The organism is Gilvimarinus sp. 1_MG-2023 (assembly GCF_030548285.1).
In genome coordinates, this window is sequence record NZ_JAUOSC010000003.1 from 146873 (window position 1) to 163880 (window position 17008).

The following is a 17008-nucleotide window of genomic DNA, read 5'->3' on the forward strand; positions in this document are numbered from 1 at the left end:
TGAGGCCTCTGCGAAAGCACACTTTGTGATGCCATTGGGCATCAGCGCGGTAAATGCCCGTTATAATTGGTCTAGCGCCCCCTTTATGCAGTAGAATTGCCGGCACATTGAGAGGCCGAGAACCACGAATGACCGCTTACCGCCGACACCACCGAAAGCTCCTGCCCTGTCTGGCGGCATGTGGCGCATTAACCTCGCCTCTCATTATTGCTCAAACCGAACCAGCGTCGGGCCAAGAGTTGGACTGGGTGGATGCCGACCAGCTAACCGAAAGCCAACAAAAACAATTGCCAGCAGGCTGCTGCGGCGCCTTTATCGACCCCTATACGGCACCTGCCGACGCCCTGCCCGTTGAGCAAACCCCCATTTCCGCCACTGCCCAAAGCATTCAAGCCGATGGCAATCGTGCTTTTGAGCTACATGGCGGTGTACGCCTTGAGCAGGGCCCGCGCCTACTGGAAACCGAGAGCGCCACCCTGGACCAGGTAAGTGGCGAGATTGTATTGGATGGCAATGTCACTTTGCGTGAGACCGGATTGCTGATTCGCGCCGACAATGCGCAAATGTCCACTACCAATGAAGATGCCAGTGTCGACAATGCCCGCTTTGTTCTGCACGAAAGTCGATTGAACGGCAGCGCGGGCCACCTGCAGAAATTTGGCGACCGGTTATTAAGGATGCGCCACGGTGATTTCACCACCTGCGAGCCCGACAACGCCTTTTGGCGCCTGAAAGCCAAAGAATTAACTCTGTATTCGGATAAAAACTACGGCGTGGCCAAAAATGCCCGTCTAGAAGTGGCTGATATCCCGGTGCTTTATATTCCTTATTTGGCATTCCCGATTGGAGATGAACGACAATCGGGTCTGTTATTCCCCTCGTTTAGTCAAAGTACCAACAACGGGGTGGAATACGCCCAGCCCTTTTACTGGAATATTGCCCCGCAACTGGACGCTACGCTGACGCCCAGTTATATGGAAAAACACGGCACACTGCTGGACATCAATGTTCGACATTTATCGAGCTTTTTTAGCAGTGAGCTCAACGCCAGCTATTTACCCGATGACAGGGGCGGCTATGATCAACAATCAGACAGCGCCATTGCCAGCGGCGAGTTAACCGAGGAGGAGGCCTACCCTCACCGAGGCGAGGATCGCTGGCTACTGCAACTGAACCAGACCGGCGGGGCTCAATCGCGATTAAAAACAGTGATTGATTATACCGACGTGAGCGATGTGGATTACTTGCGCGACATTACCAGCGGCGAAACTGACTTGGAGTACGCGGCCAGTATTCGCAAATTTGGCCAGGTCAGCTACACCGGTGATCACTGGAACTTGGGCATAAGCGCCAATGAAGTGCGCTACCTAAATGAAAGCGCCCAACAACCCTATAAAGAGCTGCCCCACGCGTTTGCCCGCGGACAGTATTCACTCAGCGACTTGCAACTAAGCATCGATAGTCATTACTCGAAATTTGATTTAATCAGCTATTATCAGCGCCCCAGCCATGAATTAGTGGTGGGTGAAAGACTGCATACGGCGGTGAATTTAGCGTGGCCCACGCGCTGGCAGTGGGGCTATGCAACTCCCACCGTAGGTGTACGCGACCTGCGCTATCAGCTGGAACAGGCGCCGATTATAAACACTGACAGTACCCCTGACCCCACGATAAACAATCGCAGTCCGCAGTTGAACGCCCCGCAGGCGAGCCTCGACTTGGGTATGTTCTTTGAGCGCTGGACACAATGGGGCGATACACCGCTGATTCAAACCCTAGAGCCACGCTTGTTTTACCTGTACAGCGAGTATGTCGATCACCAGGCGCTGTACAACCCTTTAAACGACAGTAACCAGGCACTTGATTTCGATACTCGTCTGTTTCAAATGGACTACAATCAGCTGTTTCGCAGCACCCGCTTCAATGGCTTAGACCGCCTAGACGATGCCAATCAGCTCAGCGTAGGCCTTACCACTCGCTTTATATCCGCCCGTACCGGCGAAGAGCATTTAGCGCTTAGTTTGGGGCAGATTTATCGGTTTGAAACACCTAAAGTTGTGCTCGACCCCAGCGCACCTAGTGAAGCCTACAGCTACCGCCAATCGGAATATGTGGGGCGAATCAGTGCGCGAGCCTCAGAACATTTTCGCCTCAGCTCCGATGTGGTTTACGACCATCGAAACAACGCCCTGACCAGTGCCAGTGCCTCGGTGGAGTACAGCGATGATAGCCAGCGCTTAGTGAATCTAACCTACCGCTACCAACGCCAGACGACCGATTTGGCACTGAGCGCAGACCCAGACACCGACATCGTTTACAATCAGCGCTTGAACCAGCTGGATGTCGGCGCTTTTATACCGCTCGATGGCAACTGGAGCCTGATTGGCCGCAGCCACTACGATTTTAATTTTGACTTGGAACTCGACACCTTTGCCGGGTTCGAATACAACGACTGCTGTTACCGCGTGCGTTTGTTATGGCGCGAATGGCTTAATTTCGATTACAACAGCGGCTATGATCTGGAAAGCGCCAACAGCGACGATTACGATCGTGGCTTTTTTATTGATTTACAGTTAAAAGGGCTGGCCAGCATCAGTGACCGGGTCGGGAATTTATTACGCAAAACCATTCCCGGCTATGCCGAACGTGAAGACAACCTCCAATAATCAGTGACTTATATGCAATTAAAAGATTTCGCTCATAAACACCTCCGCCTATCATTGACCTTAACGCTCGGCTTACTGGCTTTTGGCATTGCCAACAGCAGCCAGGCGCAAACCCAAATACTGGATAAGGTCATCGCGGTCGTTAACGAAGGTGTGGTACTGCAAAGTGAGTTTGAAGAGCGCAAAGCGTCTATTGTGCAGCGCCTACAAGGCCAGTACGGCCAGCTGCCACCAATGGAAGTGCTGGAAAAACAAATCTTCGACACCTTGATATTGGAGCAATTACAGCTCGAAGAGGCTAAGCGCTACGGCATGGAGGTGAGCGACCAGCAAATCAACGCCACCTTACAGCAAGTCGTTACCAGCAACGGCCTGAACAGTATGGACGAGTTGGCCGCCAGCCTGGCCCAAGACGGTTTAAGTATCGCCAGTTTACGCCACCGCATAAGTCGCGACATATTGCTTAACCAAGTTCAGCAAGGCGTGGTCAACAGCCGTATTCGCGTTACCGAGCAAGAAATCGATAATTTTCTCGAATCCAGCGACGGTAAGTTTGCCACCTCGCCCGATTACAACTTAGGCCATATCTTGGTCGGTGCCTCCTCATCGGCTGAAACCGACGAGTTGCAACAGGCCCAACAAAAAGTGGACGATCTCTACCAACAATTGCAAGACGGAGCCGATTTTAACCAGCTTGCCATTGCACACTCGGATGACACCACGGCCCTAGAAGGCGGCAATTTGGGTTGGCGCAAGCTGGCTCAGTTGCCAGAACTGTTCGCCGAAGCGGTGAGCCAGCTCAACGTCGGTGAGGTATCTGAACCTTTGCGCTCCGGGGCCGGTTTTCACTTGCTGAAAATTATTGACCAACGCGGTGGCGGCGAACAACTGGTTGAACAAACCAAAGCCCGCCATATTCTGCTGAAAACCAGTGAAATCATGGATGACGAGACCGCGCGCGAAAAATTACTCGAGATTAAACAGCAAATTATCGACGGTGCCGATTTTGCCGACATGGCGCGCGAGCACTCAGAAGATATTGGCTCGATGCTAGAAGGTGGCGATTTGGGCTGGTCTTCTCCCGGTATGTTCGTACCCGCATTTGAAAGCGCTATGGCCAAGACCGCCATTGAAGAGATAACCGAGCCGTTTAAAAGCCAGTACGGCTGGCATATTTTGCAGGTGGAAGATCGCCGCCAAGAAGACATGAGCGGTGTGGTTATTCGCAATAAAGCCGCCCAAATGTTGCGCGAAAAACGCTTTGAGCAAGAACTCAAAGTCTGGCAGATCGAACTGCGCGAGGGTGCTTATCTCGATATTAAAAATAAGGACTTTGAAGATTGAACCAACCTCAGCGTCTGGCGATAACACCGGGTGAGCCCGCCGGCATTGGCCCCGACCTAGCCCTGTCGTTGGCGGCGCACCCCTGGCAGGACGAGCTGGTTATTATTGCTGATCCAGACTTATTAGCTGCACGTGCTAAAGCGCTCGGCCTAAACGTTAACATCCATACAGTGGCACTGGATGCCCCACCCAAGCCTGCAGCCGCCGGCACGCTGCACGTATTGCCCGTGACTTTACGGGCGCCAGTGGTAGCGGGCAAGCTCAACCCAGCCAACAGCCACTATGTACTGGACACGCTTGATAGCGCTATTGCCGGCTGCCAGCAACAACACTTTGCCGCTGTGATTACCGGCCCGGTTCATAAAGGCGTTATCAATGATGCCGGTATTACGTTCTCCGGCCACACCGAATATTTGGCAGCCAAAACCGACACTCCGCGCGTGGTCATGATGTTAGCTACCGAAGGCTTACGGGTCGCGCTAGTGACCACCCACCTGCCTTTAAAAGATGTGGCAAGCGCTATCACTCGTCCGCTGTTACGGGAGATTATCGATATTCTCAGGCGCGATTTACAAGAGAAGTTTGCCATCGCGGCCCCCTCAATTTTAGTGGCGGGGTTAAACCCTCACGCTGGCGAAGGTGGTCACATGGGGCACGAAGAAATCGATACTATAGAACCGGTACTGGCCGAATTTAGACAACAAGGGCTCGATGTATCGGTACCGCTACCGGCCGACACTTTATTCACGCCCAAGTATTTAGAACAAGCCGACGCCGTACTGGCGATGTATCACGATCAAGGCTTACCAGTACTGAAATACAAAGGCTTTGGCCAAGCGGTGAACATCACCCTCGGACTGCCTATTATTCGCACCTCGGTTGACCATGGCACTGCGCTCGATTTGGCCGGCACCGGCCAGGCCGATAGTGGCAGCTTATATACAGCTATACGCTACGCGCAAACCATGACTCAAGCCCGCAAGAGGTTAACCTCGTGAAGCAGAACTTTAATCCCGGCGCACCCCATAAAGCGCGCAAACGTTTCGGCCAAAACTTTTTGATTGACCATACCATTATCAACCAAATTGCGCGTTCGGTTGCCCCGCGTGCAGGCGATATCGTGGTAGAAATTGGCCCGGGCCAAGGCGCGCTTACCGAGCCTTTGGCCGAAAGCGCGGAAACATTACATGTCATTGAATTGGATCGCGACTTGGTGCCTTGGCTAAAAGTGCGTTTCGAAAAATATCCGGGCTTTGCCCTACACCAAGCCGATGCCCTAAAGTTTGACTTTGCTCAATTGGCCGAAGATGATCGCCCGCTGCGTATCGTTGGCAACCTGCCTTATAATATTTCCACTCCGCTGATTTTTCATCTCATCAGCTACGCGCAGCAAGTACAAGATATGCACTTTATGCTGCAAAAAGAGGTGGTTAAACGCTTGGCCGCCCAACCCGGCAGCAAAGCCTATGGTCGCCTTACGGTAATGGCGCAGTATTATTGCGACATTAATTGGTTGTTTGATGTGCCGCCAGGCTCCTTTGACCCAGCGCCCAAGGTCGACTCGGCGATTGTGCGCTTGGCGCCGTATAAACAACTACCCCACCCGGCTCGCAATGTAGCGGTACTGGAAAAACTGGTAACGGCCGCGTTTGGCCAGCGCCGCAAAACACTGCGCAATGCGTTAAAAACATTGTGCGACCCAGAACAACTACAAACAATGCCCGTCGATTTAAGCAAGCGGGCTGAAGCGCTATCGATTGCGGAGTTCGTTGAACTCAGTGATGCCATTGAACCCTACATACAGAAAGAATCATGAGCAATATACACATTGAAGTGGAAACCGGTTATTTGCCGGAACAGTCACAACCCGAGCAAAACCGTTTTGCTTTTCGTTATACTGTTACCATTCACAATCAGGGCAGCGAATCGGCGCAGCTGTTAAGCCGTTACTGGCGCATCACCGATGCCGAGGACCAAGTGCGCGAAGTGCGCGGCGCTGGTGTGGTCGGCGAGCAGCCAACCATTGAGCCCGGCTCGTTTTATCGCTACACCAGTGGTGCGGTTCTACATACTTTTGCCGGCACCATGGAGGGCAGCTATCAAATGCGTACCGCAGATGGCACCGAGTACGAAACAACAATACCGACCTTTGCCCTGGTCGAACCCAACGCCCTACATTAACACCGAGATTGCGCATCGTGAGTACCTACGCTGTTGGCGATTTACAAGGTTGCCTCAAGCCTTTACACAAGCTGCTCGACAAGGTTGCCTTTGACCCCAACGTTGATCGATTATGGCTAGCGGGTGACCTGGTCAATCGCGGCCCCAAATCTCTGGCCACTCTGCGCTTTTTGTATTCTATTCGCCACTGTGTAACAGCGGTTTTAGGCAATCATGATTTGCATTTGTTGGCGGTGGCTTGGGGCAAAAAAAGGAGCGGCCCATCCGACACACTGGATGCCATCCTCACCGCACCCGATGGCCCTTTATTGATTAACTGGCTGCGCCATATGAAATTGCTGCACACCGACCACGAGCTCGGTTACACCATGGTGCATGCAGGCATCCCCCCCAACTGGACACTACCCGAGGCCACAGCCCACGCGCGCGAGGTAGAAGCCGTACTGCAAAGTGACTATATCGAAGAGTTTCTAAGTGGTATGTACGGTAATCAGCCCAACAAATGGAAAAACAAAATAATCGGCCAAGACCGGCTACGGCTGATTACCAATTACCTTACCCGAATGCGCTTTTGCAACGCCGAGGGCGAGCTGGAGCTGACCAACAAATCGGCACCATGCAGCAGTAATACGTCAGAGTTTTTACCTTGGTTTGAGCACCCCAACCATCTGTGTGGCGGGCAGCGCATTGTATTCGGCCACTGGGCTGCGCTTGAGGGCAAAGCTGAGCCCGAGCACGTGACCGCACTGGACACCGGTTGCGTATGGGGCGGCTGCTTAAGTGCTATGCGATTGAACGATGGTGAAATATTCCGAGTAAAATGTAAGTAGTTATCACATAAAGTCAACGCTACTGCACATCATCGCCTGCACCATTCAGGTTAGTCATTATCGGACACTTCTACCCGATTCCGACCCTTTCTTTTGGCTCGATACAATGCTTCATCTGCTTTTTTAAACAGATCATCAACATCTGCATCACCCTGCAAACTCGCCACCCCAAAGCTTGCCGTCACCCCCTTAACATCAGCAAAAGAGCACTCTTCAATTAACCGGCGAAGCTTTTCGGCAATGTGCGCCGCATAATTCATGCTTGTATCACGACACACTAAAACAAACTCTTCCCCGCCCCAACGAGCAAACAAATCAGAAGAGCGTATTCGCTCTTGCACTAACTGCGAGATACCGGCCAATACCGCATCACCCACCGCATGCCCATGGTTATCATTAATCGCCTTGAAGTAGTCGATGTCGATCATAACTACCGACAACGATTTACCATCACGGCGCCATTCCGACAACCCACTTTTGATGGCGCCTTCTATGCCCTGACGATTAAAGGCGCCTGTTAGATGGTCTGTTTTACTTAACACCTCCAACTCTTGACTGCGAAAATCCAATAGCTTATTTATCGCCAACAATTCTTTCTCGCGCATTTGGCGCTCACGAACCTCTTTTGAAAGCACAACAATCCGATACGCCAAAAACCCAAGTATTAAAACAGACCAAATGCTAATAATGGCAAGATACCAGTCTGCAGTGTCTATGCGTTGACCAATGAACTTCACTTTTTTGAGGTGAAAGTTATTAACCCCAAGCTTATGCTCCGACCCGGTTTGCACATCAAAACTGATAATATTATCGAATTGCGGGTGCGAGAGATTAGGAGGAATGTCATTTTCTAACAACCACCAATTGGCAACAAAGAAATCACTGAAGCTAAACTCATAGTGCTGATCTTTTCGATCGGCAGAAAACTCTATTTGATTATGCTTGGTGGAGGTTTCGTCATTCGGGTTGGAATAACGAATGTCATAATTACGTAGAAATATACGAATTGATTTATTGCCCCCGCTGTAATCCAACCACAGCTCGACTTTATCAAAGCTGGATAAATCTAGGCCATCCCAGCCTTGCACCAACCGGATCTCAAAACCACAGTATGGGTATTGATAATCGGCCCTTAAATCACACTGCCACTGATAACCGCTTTGATTGTCCGGCAACATGACAGCCTCAGTGCTACCGCCGTCGCGACCATCATCATAAAGTCGTACGCTATAGTCTTCTCCCGGCTCAATGATCAAAGTTTCACGCAGCAACGTATCACGCGCGAATATACTCAGCGCAGTGGCCAGAACCAACAGCAAGAGTACCGTTTCTAATCGCCAGCTATGGGGCATACCGGATTCCAAAGCTTGTTATTGTTACTTTAAGCTTATACCAAATTCAGCAGGTTTGTCGCATAGATACACCAACAGCTGTGCACACTCAGGACAATGCGCGCACTATCCCTTGCACCAATGGCTAGCCTCTAGCGCCTATCTCAGCGGGTTTATCCTTAAATATTGTCCGCATAACGGCTTTAGCTTAGTCAACACTTAAGGTAGGTTGCCAGCGTTGTAAGCGGTCAATAAAGAGCCGCTCAAACCCCAGCGACCTTAAACACTAATAATCCCCCTTAAATTCATTAGAGCTCTATTGTTTTCTCTTTACAAAAGGGAATTGCTTTATCTGGGTTTGACCTTCAAGCTATACCCGCTACAGTTATGGGCACTCCTATGTTTTCTGTATTGAGATCTGAATATGCATGAAAAGCAATCTGTTGGTTGGCGAGAATGGGTGCATTTACCCGATTTGGTCGATTGCCCAGTCAAAGCCAAAATAGACACAGGCGCTAAAACCTCGGCCATTCACGCTTTTTTTGTTGAGGAGTTTAGCCGCGATGGGGAACCGTGGGTACGCTTTGGCCTACACCCCATGCAAAAAACACTAGACCCAGAGTACACCTGTGAAGCTAAGGTGGTTGAAACGCGCAGAGTCACCGACTCTGGGGGGCATCAAGAAGAGCGCTATGTCATTGAAACTGCTCTGCGTATTGGCGGCCATACTTTGGTTACCGAGATGACCTTAACGAACCGAGAAACTATGCTGTTTCGTATGTTGCTGGGCCGCAACTCTCTTGCTGGACGCTTTGTGGTAGACCCTCAGGCATCTTTTTTGTGCGGTGGCGATACCGACTCAGGGCCTAAGGCATAAAAAGACCGTTTTTTTTCAGCGTAAATATTCCAACTTCTTTAGGACACTAAATGAAAATTGCCATACTGTCACGCAACGCGCGACTTTACTCCACCCGCCGATTGGTAGAGGCTTGCCTGGAGCGCGGGCACGAACCTCACGTCATCGATATCCTAAAGTGTTATATGGACATTACCCCATCGAAGCCGGCTATTTGGTATCGCGGTGAAGAGCTGGAAGGGTTTGATGCCGTCATCCCGCGTATTGGCGCTTCGGTCACCCACTACGGTTTAGCCGTTATCCGTCAATTTGAAATGATGGGGGTTTACTGCCTCACAGAGTCAGTTGCGTTGGGCCGCTCGCGCGACAAGCTGCGCGCTCTGCAATTATTATCGCGCAAAGGTATTGGAATGCCCCGAACCAGCTTTGCCCACAACGTCCACAACACCAAAGAATTGATTAAATTGGTCGGTGGCGCCCCCTTGGTAGTAAAACTGTGTGAAGGTACCCAGGGGCGCGGTGTGGTCTTGGCCGAAACCGCCAAAGCCGCCGAAAGTGTGATCGAGGCCTTTCGCGAACTGCGCGCCGAGTTTCTAGTGCAGGAGTTTATCAAAGAGGCCGGCGGCAGTGATATTCGCTGCTTGGTTATTGGCACTAAGGTTATCGCGGCCATGCAACGCACCGCCCCCGAAGGTGAGTTTCGCTCTAACTTGCATCGTGGCGGCAGTGCCGAGCTGGTTAAATTGCGCCCCAACGAGCGCAGTACTGCGATTAAAGCGGCGCAAACCATGGGGTTAAAAGTGGCAGGGGTTGATGTATTGCGCTCCACCCGTGGCCCGTTAATTATGGAGGTTAACTCTTCACCCGGGCTCGAGGGTATTGAAGGAGCCACTAATAAAGATGTAGCTGGCGCCATTATAAAATTTATTGAAGAGAATGCCAGGCCACACGCCAATAAAACCAAAGGTAAGGGATGAACGAGAAAAATACTCCGATTGTTATTGGCGGAGAAACAATTGCACCCGGAGAAACTCGCAGTGTCGATATTCCCCTGGCAGCCATGTACACGCACACCGATGTCGGCTTAACCGTTCACGTTATCCACGGCAAACGTCCAGGGCCATGCTTATTGGTAACGGCCGCTGTGCACGGTGACGAGATTAATGGCGTGGATATTATTCGCCGGGTACTCGGCATTAAGCAGCTGAATAAACTGCGCGGTACGTTACTGGCAATTCCGGTGGTGAATGTACACGGGTTTTTAAACCAGTCGCGCTATCTGCCCGATGGGCGCGACCTCAACCGCTGCTTTCCGGGCAGTCAACGCGGCTCACTGGCGGGCCGGGTGGCCCACACCCTAGTCACCGATATTTTGCAGCACTGTACACACTGTATCGATTTGCACACCGGAGCACGTCACCGCGCGAATTTGCCGCAAATACGCGTTGACTTATCTCTCGAAGAAAACCGCGACCTTGGTTTGGCCTTTGGCTCCCCTGTTGTACTGGATGCAAAGCTGCGAGAGGGATCACTGCGAGAAACGGCCGCCCAACAGGGTATTCCATTGCTACTGTACGAGGCCGGTGAAGCGCTGCGCTTTGACGAGTTCAGCATACGAGCGGGCACCCGTGGCATTATCAATGTGATGCGTCACCTGAATATGCTGCCCAAAAAACGCCGTATCGGAAAAGAAACGAAAGTGACTATCGCCGATGACAGTCGCTGGGTTCGCGCACCCATGAGCGGGGTGATGCGCCCTCTGGTACAACTGGGCGCCAAGGTCGAAAAAGGCACCACACTAGCCTATGTATCCGATCCCATTGGCATGACTCAAATTCCGGTAATCGCACCGGCCGAATCCATTGTGATTGGGCTAACCAATCTGCCTTTAGTGCATGAAGGCGAAGCTTTATTTCACCTTGCTAACTACAGCAAGCAAATCCATCAAGTGGCCGACCAGGTGGTAGATTTTCACGAAACGTTTGACCCCTCTCAAGACGAAGATGAGCCCTTTTTTATTGGCGAAGATGAGTCTTTGCTTAATTAGAGTGCCGACTGAGCCAAGTGTGTAATCAAGGCTATTTCATATCCGCAGAATTAGAGGTTAGGTTTGAGCAAAATCTTTTAGCGAGACGACATTTGCTGTGACATCAAACTCGCCCCGCGCACAAAAATGGCTGGCAAAGCTACTCGCCGGCATAGGCTTGGCAAATAAATAGCCCTGCACCTGGTCGCAGTCATTGTCTCGCAGCCAACTGGCTTGCTGTTCTTGCTCGACCCCTTCCGCCACGACAGTTAATTGCATATTATGCGCCAAACCAATAATAGATTTGGCGATAGCGGCGTCGTTTTGATCGATGGGAATGTCGTGAATAAAACTGCTATCGATTTTTAGTTTATCGATCGGAAAGCGCTTAAGATACGCCAGTGAAGAATAGCCTGTACCAAAATCATCAATAGACAGTGACAGCCCCATTTGATTGAGCTGATTTAATTGATTAATGGTTTCTCCGGCATGCTCCATGGCGCAGCTTTCGGTAATTTCCAACTCCAGAAACTCCGCCGGCAATCCCGTTTCTCGCAGGACTGTGGCCACTTTGCCAGGAAAATCTCTTTGTCGAAACTGACGCGTGGATAAATTTACCGCCATCTGCGGAACATTTAACCCCGCATTAAGCCATTGCTTTTGCTGTTCGCAAGCGGCTTTTAACACCCAGTCACCCAGAGGCACGATAAGTCCCGTCTCTTCGGCCAGCGGAATAAAGTGAGCAGGTGAAACCACTCCACGTTCAGGGTGCTGCCAGCGCACCAGAGCTTCAACGCCCGTCAACGCACCGGTGCGCATATCGATTTGAGGTTGATAATGCAGTATCAGCTGATCTTGCTCGATACCACGACGTAAATCATTTTCCAGCAGTAAAAAATTAACCGCCGAAGCGCTCATACCTTTAGCGTAAAACTGGCAGTTGTTTTTCCCAGCCTCTTTCGCTTTATACATAGCGATATCGGCATTTTTCAATAACTCATCGGTATTGTCGCCATCGGTAGGATAAACACTGATACCAATACTGGCGGTAATGGAAATGTCATGCCCCGCTATTTCCATCGGACGAGAGATGTGCGCCAATAATTTATTGGCGACAAAACGAACATCGTCCAAATCTTGAATACCTTCCAACAAAACGACGAACTCATCCCCCCCCAAGCGGGCTACGGTATCCATTTCTCGAACGCCTTCGCTCAAGCGGCCGGCAATCGCTTTAAGCAGCAAGTCACCCGAATCGTGTCCCAAGCTATCATTAATGTTTTTAAACCGGTCGACATCCAGTAACATTAAGGCGAGTTTCCCCCCCGAGCGAGTAGCCCGTGCGACGCCATTATTAATACGATCATAAAATAACGAACGATTGGGCAACGCGGTTAATGAGTCGTGAAAAGCCATGTAGTTTAATCGTGACTGCTGTTCACGTAGGGCACTTTCTGCCATTTTTCGGTCCGACACGTCGGTACAAATAGTACACACACCGAACACTTCTTCATTGCAATCACTAAGCGGGAACTTCACCATCAAATAGGTGTGAAGAGTGCCATCTTTGTGCAGTAAATCTAGCTCTGTTTCATAGGGACGGCTATTATCGAGCGCCGCCGCTTCCATGGTTGTCAGAGATTCCACGAGACTCTCTGGATAAATATCCAGCGCGTTTTTTCCGACCAGGGAATCATCTTCGATATGTGCCAATTGTTTGTAATGATCGCTGGCCATTACCACATTGCCATTGAGGTCTTTGACAGCGATCAAAGCCGGCGAGTAGCGCAATATAGCGTTCAGATAGGTTTCGTTGGCCCACAGTGCCTGTTCCGACATCCGATGGCGTTCGGCTTGCTCGTCCAGACACTGTCGATCCGACACCTGACGAGTCATCAGCGATGCCATCAACCATATCGGCTCCAGCTGCTCAACAACAGAGCTTAGCTTAGCTGCCTCTACACTTGCCTCTATATAAAAAGCAGCTAGACAAGTTTCCACTTCTAAAATAGGAATAACAATGCCGCTTTGTGCAGCAAAAGGTTGCAGCTCGCTGGCGGACAGACTGTAATGCTGACCACTGTGTAAAACCGAGGAAATAAGGTCGACCGGAAGATTGCGAGAATTAGACAGAGGCACCGTTAAGCTGCGCGATTCGAGCGTATCATCGTTGTGCATCGCCAGAGCGCACAATACCGGCTCGCTCTCTCGTTTCAGAACGAGAGCGACTCGGTTAATACCTTGTTTTGCCGCCACCATGCAGACCAATCTTTCAGCAATTTGATGATGGTCGTATTGCTGAAATAATCGTTGGTACTTTTTAATGAGCGATGCGGCTGTTAACTTCTCTTGCATATACTTCCACAGGACACTGTCAATTCGCAAGCGGCGAATGACCCGTTAATACACTTATCGACATTAAGTCAGTACAAGAAACGTGCGGCCACGCTCTGTGAATACGGCTGCCTCTTAGGCAACACAGCCCAATGCCCATGATATTTGGGCTTTTATGCATATTCACGCTGTTATCTATAAGGGCTAGTAATAAAACCCAATCTATTAGAATAATGCCGACTAAGCAAGGGGGGATTTTAGATATTTTTGAATTAACCAAAGAACAGAGTTGCCAGCAGCCTTAACTCATATATCCACTGACAGTAAAAATCACAATATATAGTTCATTGTTTTATAAAAAACCATAATTGACATTTATTGTTCGCACTTGGTTAAAAAACTACAAGTCTGGTTAAGTATTAAGCTAAAGTGGCGCTATAATAAACATTACACAAAGTTTATTCGCCGCTTTCAAGCGGCGAACGCGAGAACACTCTATGAAGAAGCAAGTGCCCTTTATAGGAGAAGAATTTTTCGCCCGGGACGGTGACAATCATGCCTTTAGCGATGAGACTGCTTTGCTAAATGAGCTATTGCAAGCTGATCATTGCAGCGACAGCCTAGACGATAAAGCACATAAAAATATACCTGCGCGCCCCCATAAAACCAAGCCCAGTATTACTGTGCCAGCATCCAACAAAAAAAAACAAGTGCAGGTCACACGGGTTGATTGGCACCCAATCAACCACGGCCACGGTATTCGCGTCAGCATTCATGGCGATATGGATTTAAAAATGATCAACCAGTGGCAGCAATTACTGCGAGAAACCGCCGGTAACGGCATTCACCAGTTTGAAATCGATCTAAAAAACACCGATAACATGAGTTTGTCAGGCCTGGCGATGCTATTGCTTTTTAAAGATCAAAAAAAAGCGGGCAGCGGTGATATTTCTCTCAATCAATGCAGTCGTGAACTGTATAAAAGACTGATTTGGAGTGGCCTGACCGAAGAATTTATTATTCGGCCACGCCAGTAAGTTCAAGAATCTCGCGCACACAGACAAGCAATTGTTGCATCTGTTCGTCGGTGCCGATGCTGATTCTAAGGTAATCGCTAATACGCGGCTTGGCAAAATAGCGAACAATGATTTTTCGCTCTCGCAATTTTTCGGCCATGTGTTTTGCGGTTATGTGAGCGGGTGGTTTCGCCATAACAAAGTTGGCCTGAGAGGGTAAAACATCAAACCCTAATTGCACTAAAGCATCGATGGTCGTAACACGGGTTGCAATAACTTTGCGACAACACTGATCAAAGTAATCACGATCTTCCATGGCCGCCTGAGCAGCTAGCTGGGCAATCGCATCCAGCGGGTAAGAATTAAACGAGTTTTTAACCCGCTCCAACCCTTCGATTAAAGCCGGGTTACCCAGCGCAAATCCTACTCGCATACCCGCCAGGGCACGGGATTTTGAAAAGGTCTGCACTACCAATAAATTTTCAAAGCGCTCTAACAATGATACCGCACTGGCTCCGCCGAAATCGATATAGGCTTCATCCACGACCACCACCGATTCGGTATTATCCACCAGTAGCGCTTCAATAGCCTCCAGCGGCGTTAGCTGTCCGGTGGGAGCGTTAGGATTGGGAAAAATAATGCCGCCATTGGCCTGACGGTACTGTTCCAAACCTAAAGTAAAATCTTCTGTCAGCGGTATTTTTTTCGATTCAATACCAAACAACTGACAATAGACTGGGTAAAATCCGTAGGTAATATCAGGAAACAACAGCGGTTGTTCTTGCTGAAAAAAAGCCATAAAGGTTTGCGCCAGCACTTCATCGGAGCTATTGCCGGCAAATACATAGCCTGCATCCAGGTCGTAATAGCGGGCAATCGACTGGCGCAATTCGGTTGCATTTGGGTCGGGATAAAAGCGCAATCGATCGACAACCTCTTGCGACAAAACGCGGTTGACCTCAGGCGATGGTGGGTAGGGGCTCTCATTGGTGTTGAGCTTAATTAAGCCATCCACTTGCGGTTGCTCTCCGGGCACATAGGGCTCGATGGTTCGAACAACTTCACTCCAGTATTTGGACATACAATAAGCGCCTTTAAAAAGCTCGATTATAACAACCCTGAAGTGCTCGCGGCGAATAAGGAATGCCACCTTTTGGGATAAATTACGCTATCATCAGCACAGTTTCACTCACAGCACTAAGGAACCCCCCATGTTTAATGAGCTGCCCCTGCTCCCCGCCGACCCCATTTTGGGGCTCAGTGCCTCCTATAAAGCCGACCCTAATCCCCTCAAGGTCGATTTAGGCGTGGGGGTTTACAAAACAGAAGCGGGGCTGACTCCAGTTCTGGCGGCGGTAAGCCAGGCCGAAGCTCAGCTGCTGACCGAGCAAACCAGTAAGTCTTATACATCACCTGCAGGCATTGATGGTGCCAATTTCGCCTCGCAGCAACTCGCTTTTGGCACCGGACACCGTGTATTAATAGAGCAACGAGTTGCCACAGTGCAGACCCCCGGTGGCTGTGGCGCCTTAAGACTGGCGGCGGAATTAATAAAAAAATCCCGCCCCGATGCGCGCATTTGGGTGAGCACCCCCACTTGGGCCAACCATATCCCTCTGTTGGGCAACGCCGGGCTGGAATTGATTGAATACCCCTATTACGACTTTGCCCAACACGCGATCGATTTTGATGCCATGCACAGCGCCCTAAGCCATGCCCGAGCCGGCGACCTTGTCTTACTGCACGCTTGCTGCCACAACCCAAGCGGCGCCGACCTTAACCGCGAACAGTGGCAAAGCATAGCCGAGCTTGCGCACCAAAAGGGCTTTACCCCCTTTATTGATATGGCCTACCAAGGCTTTGGCGAGGGCATTGAGCAAGACGCCTTCGGTGTTCGCACCTTGGCCGAACAGTTGCCAGAATTAGTCTTAGCCACCTCTTACTCTAAAAACCTAGGGCTCTATCGCGAGCGAGCGGGCAGTTTAAGTGTAGTTAGTCAATCCGCGAGCCAGGCTCAAGCGGTGCAAAGCCAAGTATTGAGTATCGCCCGCGGGCTCTATTCCATGCCACCTGCTCACGGCGCCGCGATTGTGGATAGGGTTTACCACGACGACACTCTCAACGCTTTATGGCTGGAAGAGTTAACCGCCATGCGCCAACGCATCCAGCAATTGCGCCAGGATTTGGTCGCGGCCCTCGCGCAGGAAAGTGAACGAGATTTTTCGTTTATTCAACGCGAACAGGGTATGTTTAGCTTTTTGGGGCTAAGCTCTGGCCAAGTGCAGCGCCTAAAACAAGAGTTCAGTGTGTATATGACCGACAACAGCCGCATTAATATTGCGGGAATTTCGGCGAGTAACCTGCCGTACTTAGCAAGAGCAATTAGCAAAGTTTTATAAAAGCTTGAATGCTTATGACGATTAG

General features: G+C 50.3%; 14 protein-coding genes. 11 read left to right on the forward strand and 3 right to left on the reverse strand.

Features of this window, described 5'->3' with window-relative positions; translation table 11 throughout:
* Window positions 1–128 precede the first annotated feature (128 nt).
* From Q4563_RS06135 to Q4563_RS06160, 6 genes are read left to right on the forward strand one after another with little or no spacing between them, the layout of a single operon-like run.
* Window positions 129–2666, forward strand: coding sequence for an LPS-assembly protein LptD (locus Q4563_RS06135; RefSeq protein ID WP_215977908.1), 2538 nt, complete (start codon window positions 129–131; stop codon window positions 2664–2666).
* Between the two features lie 12 nt (window positions 2667–2678).
* Window positions 2679–4010: a peptidylprolyl isomerase gene (locus Q4563_RS06140; protein WP_215977909.1), complete on the forward strand. Its 1332-nt coding sequence runs from the start codon at window positions 2679–2681 to the stop codon at window positions 4008–4010.
* A complete protein-coding gene (gene pdxA / locus Q4563_RS06145; protein WP_215977910.1) occupies window positions 4007–5008 on the forward strand; it encodes a 4-hydroxythreonine-4-phosphate dehydrogenase PdxA in 1002 nt (333 codons plus the stop codon). The genes Q4563_RS06140 and pdxA overlap by 4 nt, the downstream gene beginning before the upstream one ends.
* Window positions 5005–5826 carry a 16S rRNA (adenine(1518)-N(6)/adenine(1519)-N(6))-dimethyltransferase RsmA gene (rsmA, locus tag Q4563_RS06150; RefSeq protein WP_215977911.1) on the forward strand — a complete coding sequence of 274 codons (822 nt, stop codon included), beginning with the start codon at window positions 5005–5007 and terminating at the stop codon, window positions 5824–5826. Before pdxA ends, rsmA begins: the two co-directional genes overlap by 4 nt.
* Entirely contained in the window at window positions 5823–6191 is a 369-nt protein-coding gene (gene apaG, locus Q4563_RS06155; protein ID WP_215977912.1) for a Co2+/Mg2+ efflux protein ApaG, read from the forward strand. The genes rsmA and apaG overlap by 4 nt, the downstream gene beginning before the upstream one ends.
* Window positions 6192–6208: 17 nt before the next feature.
* A complete protein-coding gene (locus tag Q4563_RS06160) occupies window positions 6209–7021 on the forward strand; it encodes a symmetrical bis(5'-nucleosyl)-tetraphosphatase (RefSeq protein ID WP_303603979.1) in 813 nt (270 codons plus the stop codon).
* 50 nt (window positions 7022–7071) lie between these two features.
* Here Q4563_RS06160 and Q4563_RS06165 read toward each other — a convergent pair whose 3' ends face one another.
* Window positions 7072–8373, reverse strand: coding sequence for a GGDEF domain-containing protein (locus Q4563_RS06165; RefSeq protein ID WP_303603980.1), 1302 nt, complete (start codon window positions 8371–8373; stop codon window positions 7072–7074).
* 403 nt (window positions 8374–8776) lie between these two features.
* Between Q4563_RS06165 and Q4563_RS06170 the strand changes: the two genes are divergently transcribed.
* From Q4563_RS06170 to Q4563_RS06180, 3 genes are read left to right on the forward strand one after another with little or no spacing between them, the layout of a single operon-like run.
* Window positions 8777–9229: an ATP-dependent zinc protease family protein gene (locus Q4563_RS06170; protein WP_215977915.1), complete on the forward strand. Its 453-nt coding sequence runs from the start codon at window positions 8777–8779 to the stop codon at window positions 9227–9229.
* Window positions 9230–9279: 50 nt separating this feature from the next.
* On the forward strand, window positions 9280–10185 hold the full coding sequence (gene rimK, locus Q4563_RS06175; protein WP_215977916.1) for a 30S ribosomal protein S6--L-glutamate ligase: 906 nt from the start codon (window positions 9280–9282) through the stop codon (window positions 10183–10185).
* Window positions 10182–11255 carry a succinylglutamate desuccinylase/aspartoacylase family protein gene (locus Q4563_RS06180; protein WP_215977917.1) on the forward strand — a complete coding sequence of 358 codons (1074 nt, stop codon included), beginning with the start codon at window positions 10182–10184 and terminating at the stop codon, window positions 11253–11255. The genes rimK and Q4563_RS06180 overlap by 4 nt, the downstream gene beginning before the upstream one ends.
* Before the next feature lie 57 nt (window positions 11256–11312).
* Here Q4563_RS06180 and Q4563_RS06185 read toward each other — a convergent pair whose 3' ends face one another.
* Window positions 11313–13589, reverse strand: coding sequence for a putative bifunctional diguanylate cyclase/phosphodiesterase (locus Q4563_RS06185; protein WP_303603981.1), 2277 nt, complete (start codon window positions 13587–13589; stop codon window positions 11313–11315).
* 476 nt (window positions 13590–14065) lie between these two features.
* On the opposite strand from Q4563_RS06185, the gene Q4563_RS06190 reads away from it, so the two are divergent.
* Window positions 14066–14605, forward strand: a complete 540-nt coding sequence (locus Q4563_RS06190; RefSeq protein ID WP_215977919.1) for an STAS domain-containing protein — start codon at window positions 14066–14068, stop codon at window positions 14603–14605.
* Here the strand turns inward: Q4563_RS06190 and hisC are convergent.
* The gene (hisC, locus tag Q4563_RS06195) at window positions 14586–15665 is read right to left on the reverse strand and encodes a histidinol-phosphate transaminase (RefSeq protein WP_215977920.1); all 1080 of its coding nucleotides are present in this window, start codon (window positions 15663–15665) and stop codon (window positions 14586–14588) included. The genes Q4563_RS06190 and hisC overlap by 20 nt on opposite strands.
* Before the next feature lie 130 nt (window positions 15666–15795).
* Between hisC and Q4563_RS06200 the strand changes: the two genes are divergently transcribed.
* A complete protein-coding gene (locus Q4563_RS06200) occupies window positions 15796–16983 on the forward strand; it encodes an amino acid aminotransferase (protein ID WP_215977921.1) in 1188 nt (395 codons plus the stop codon).
* The last annotated feature ends 25 nt before the right edge of the window (window positions 16984–17008 follow it).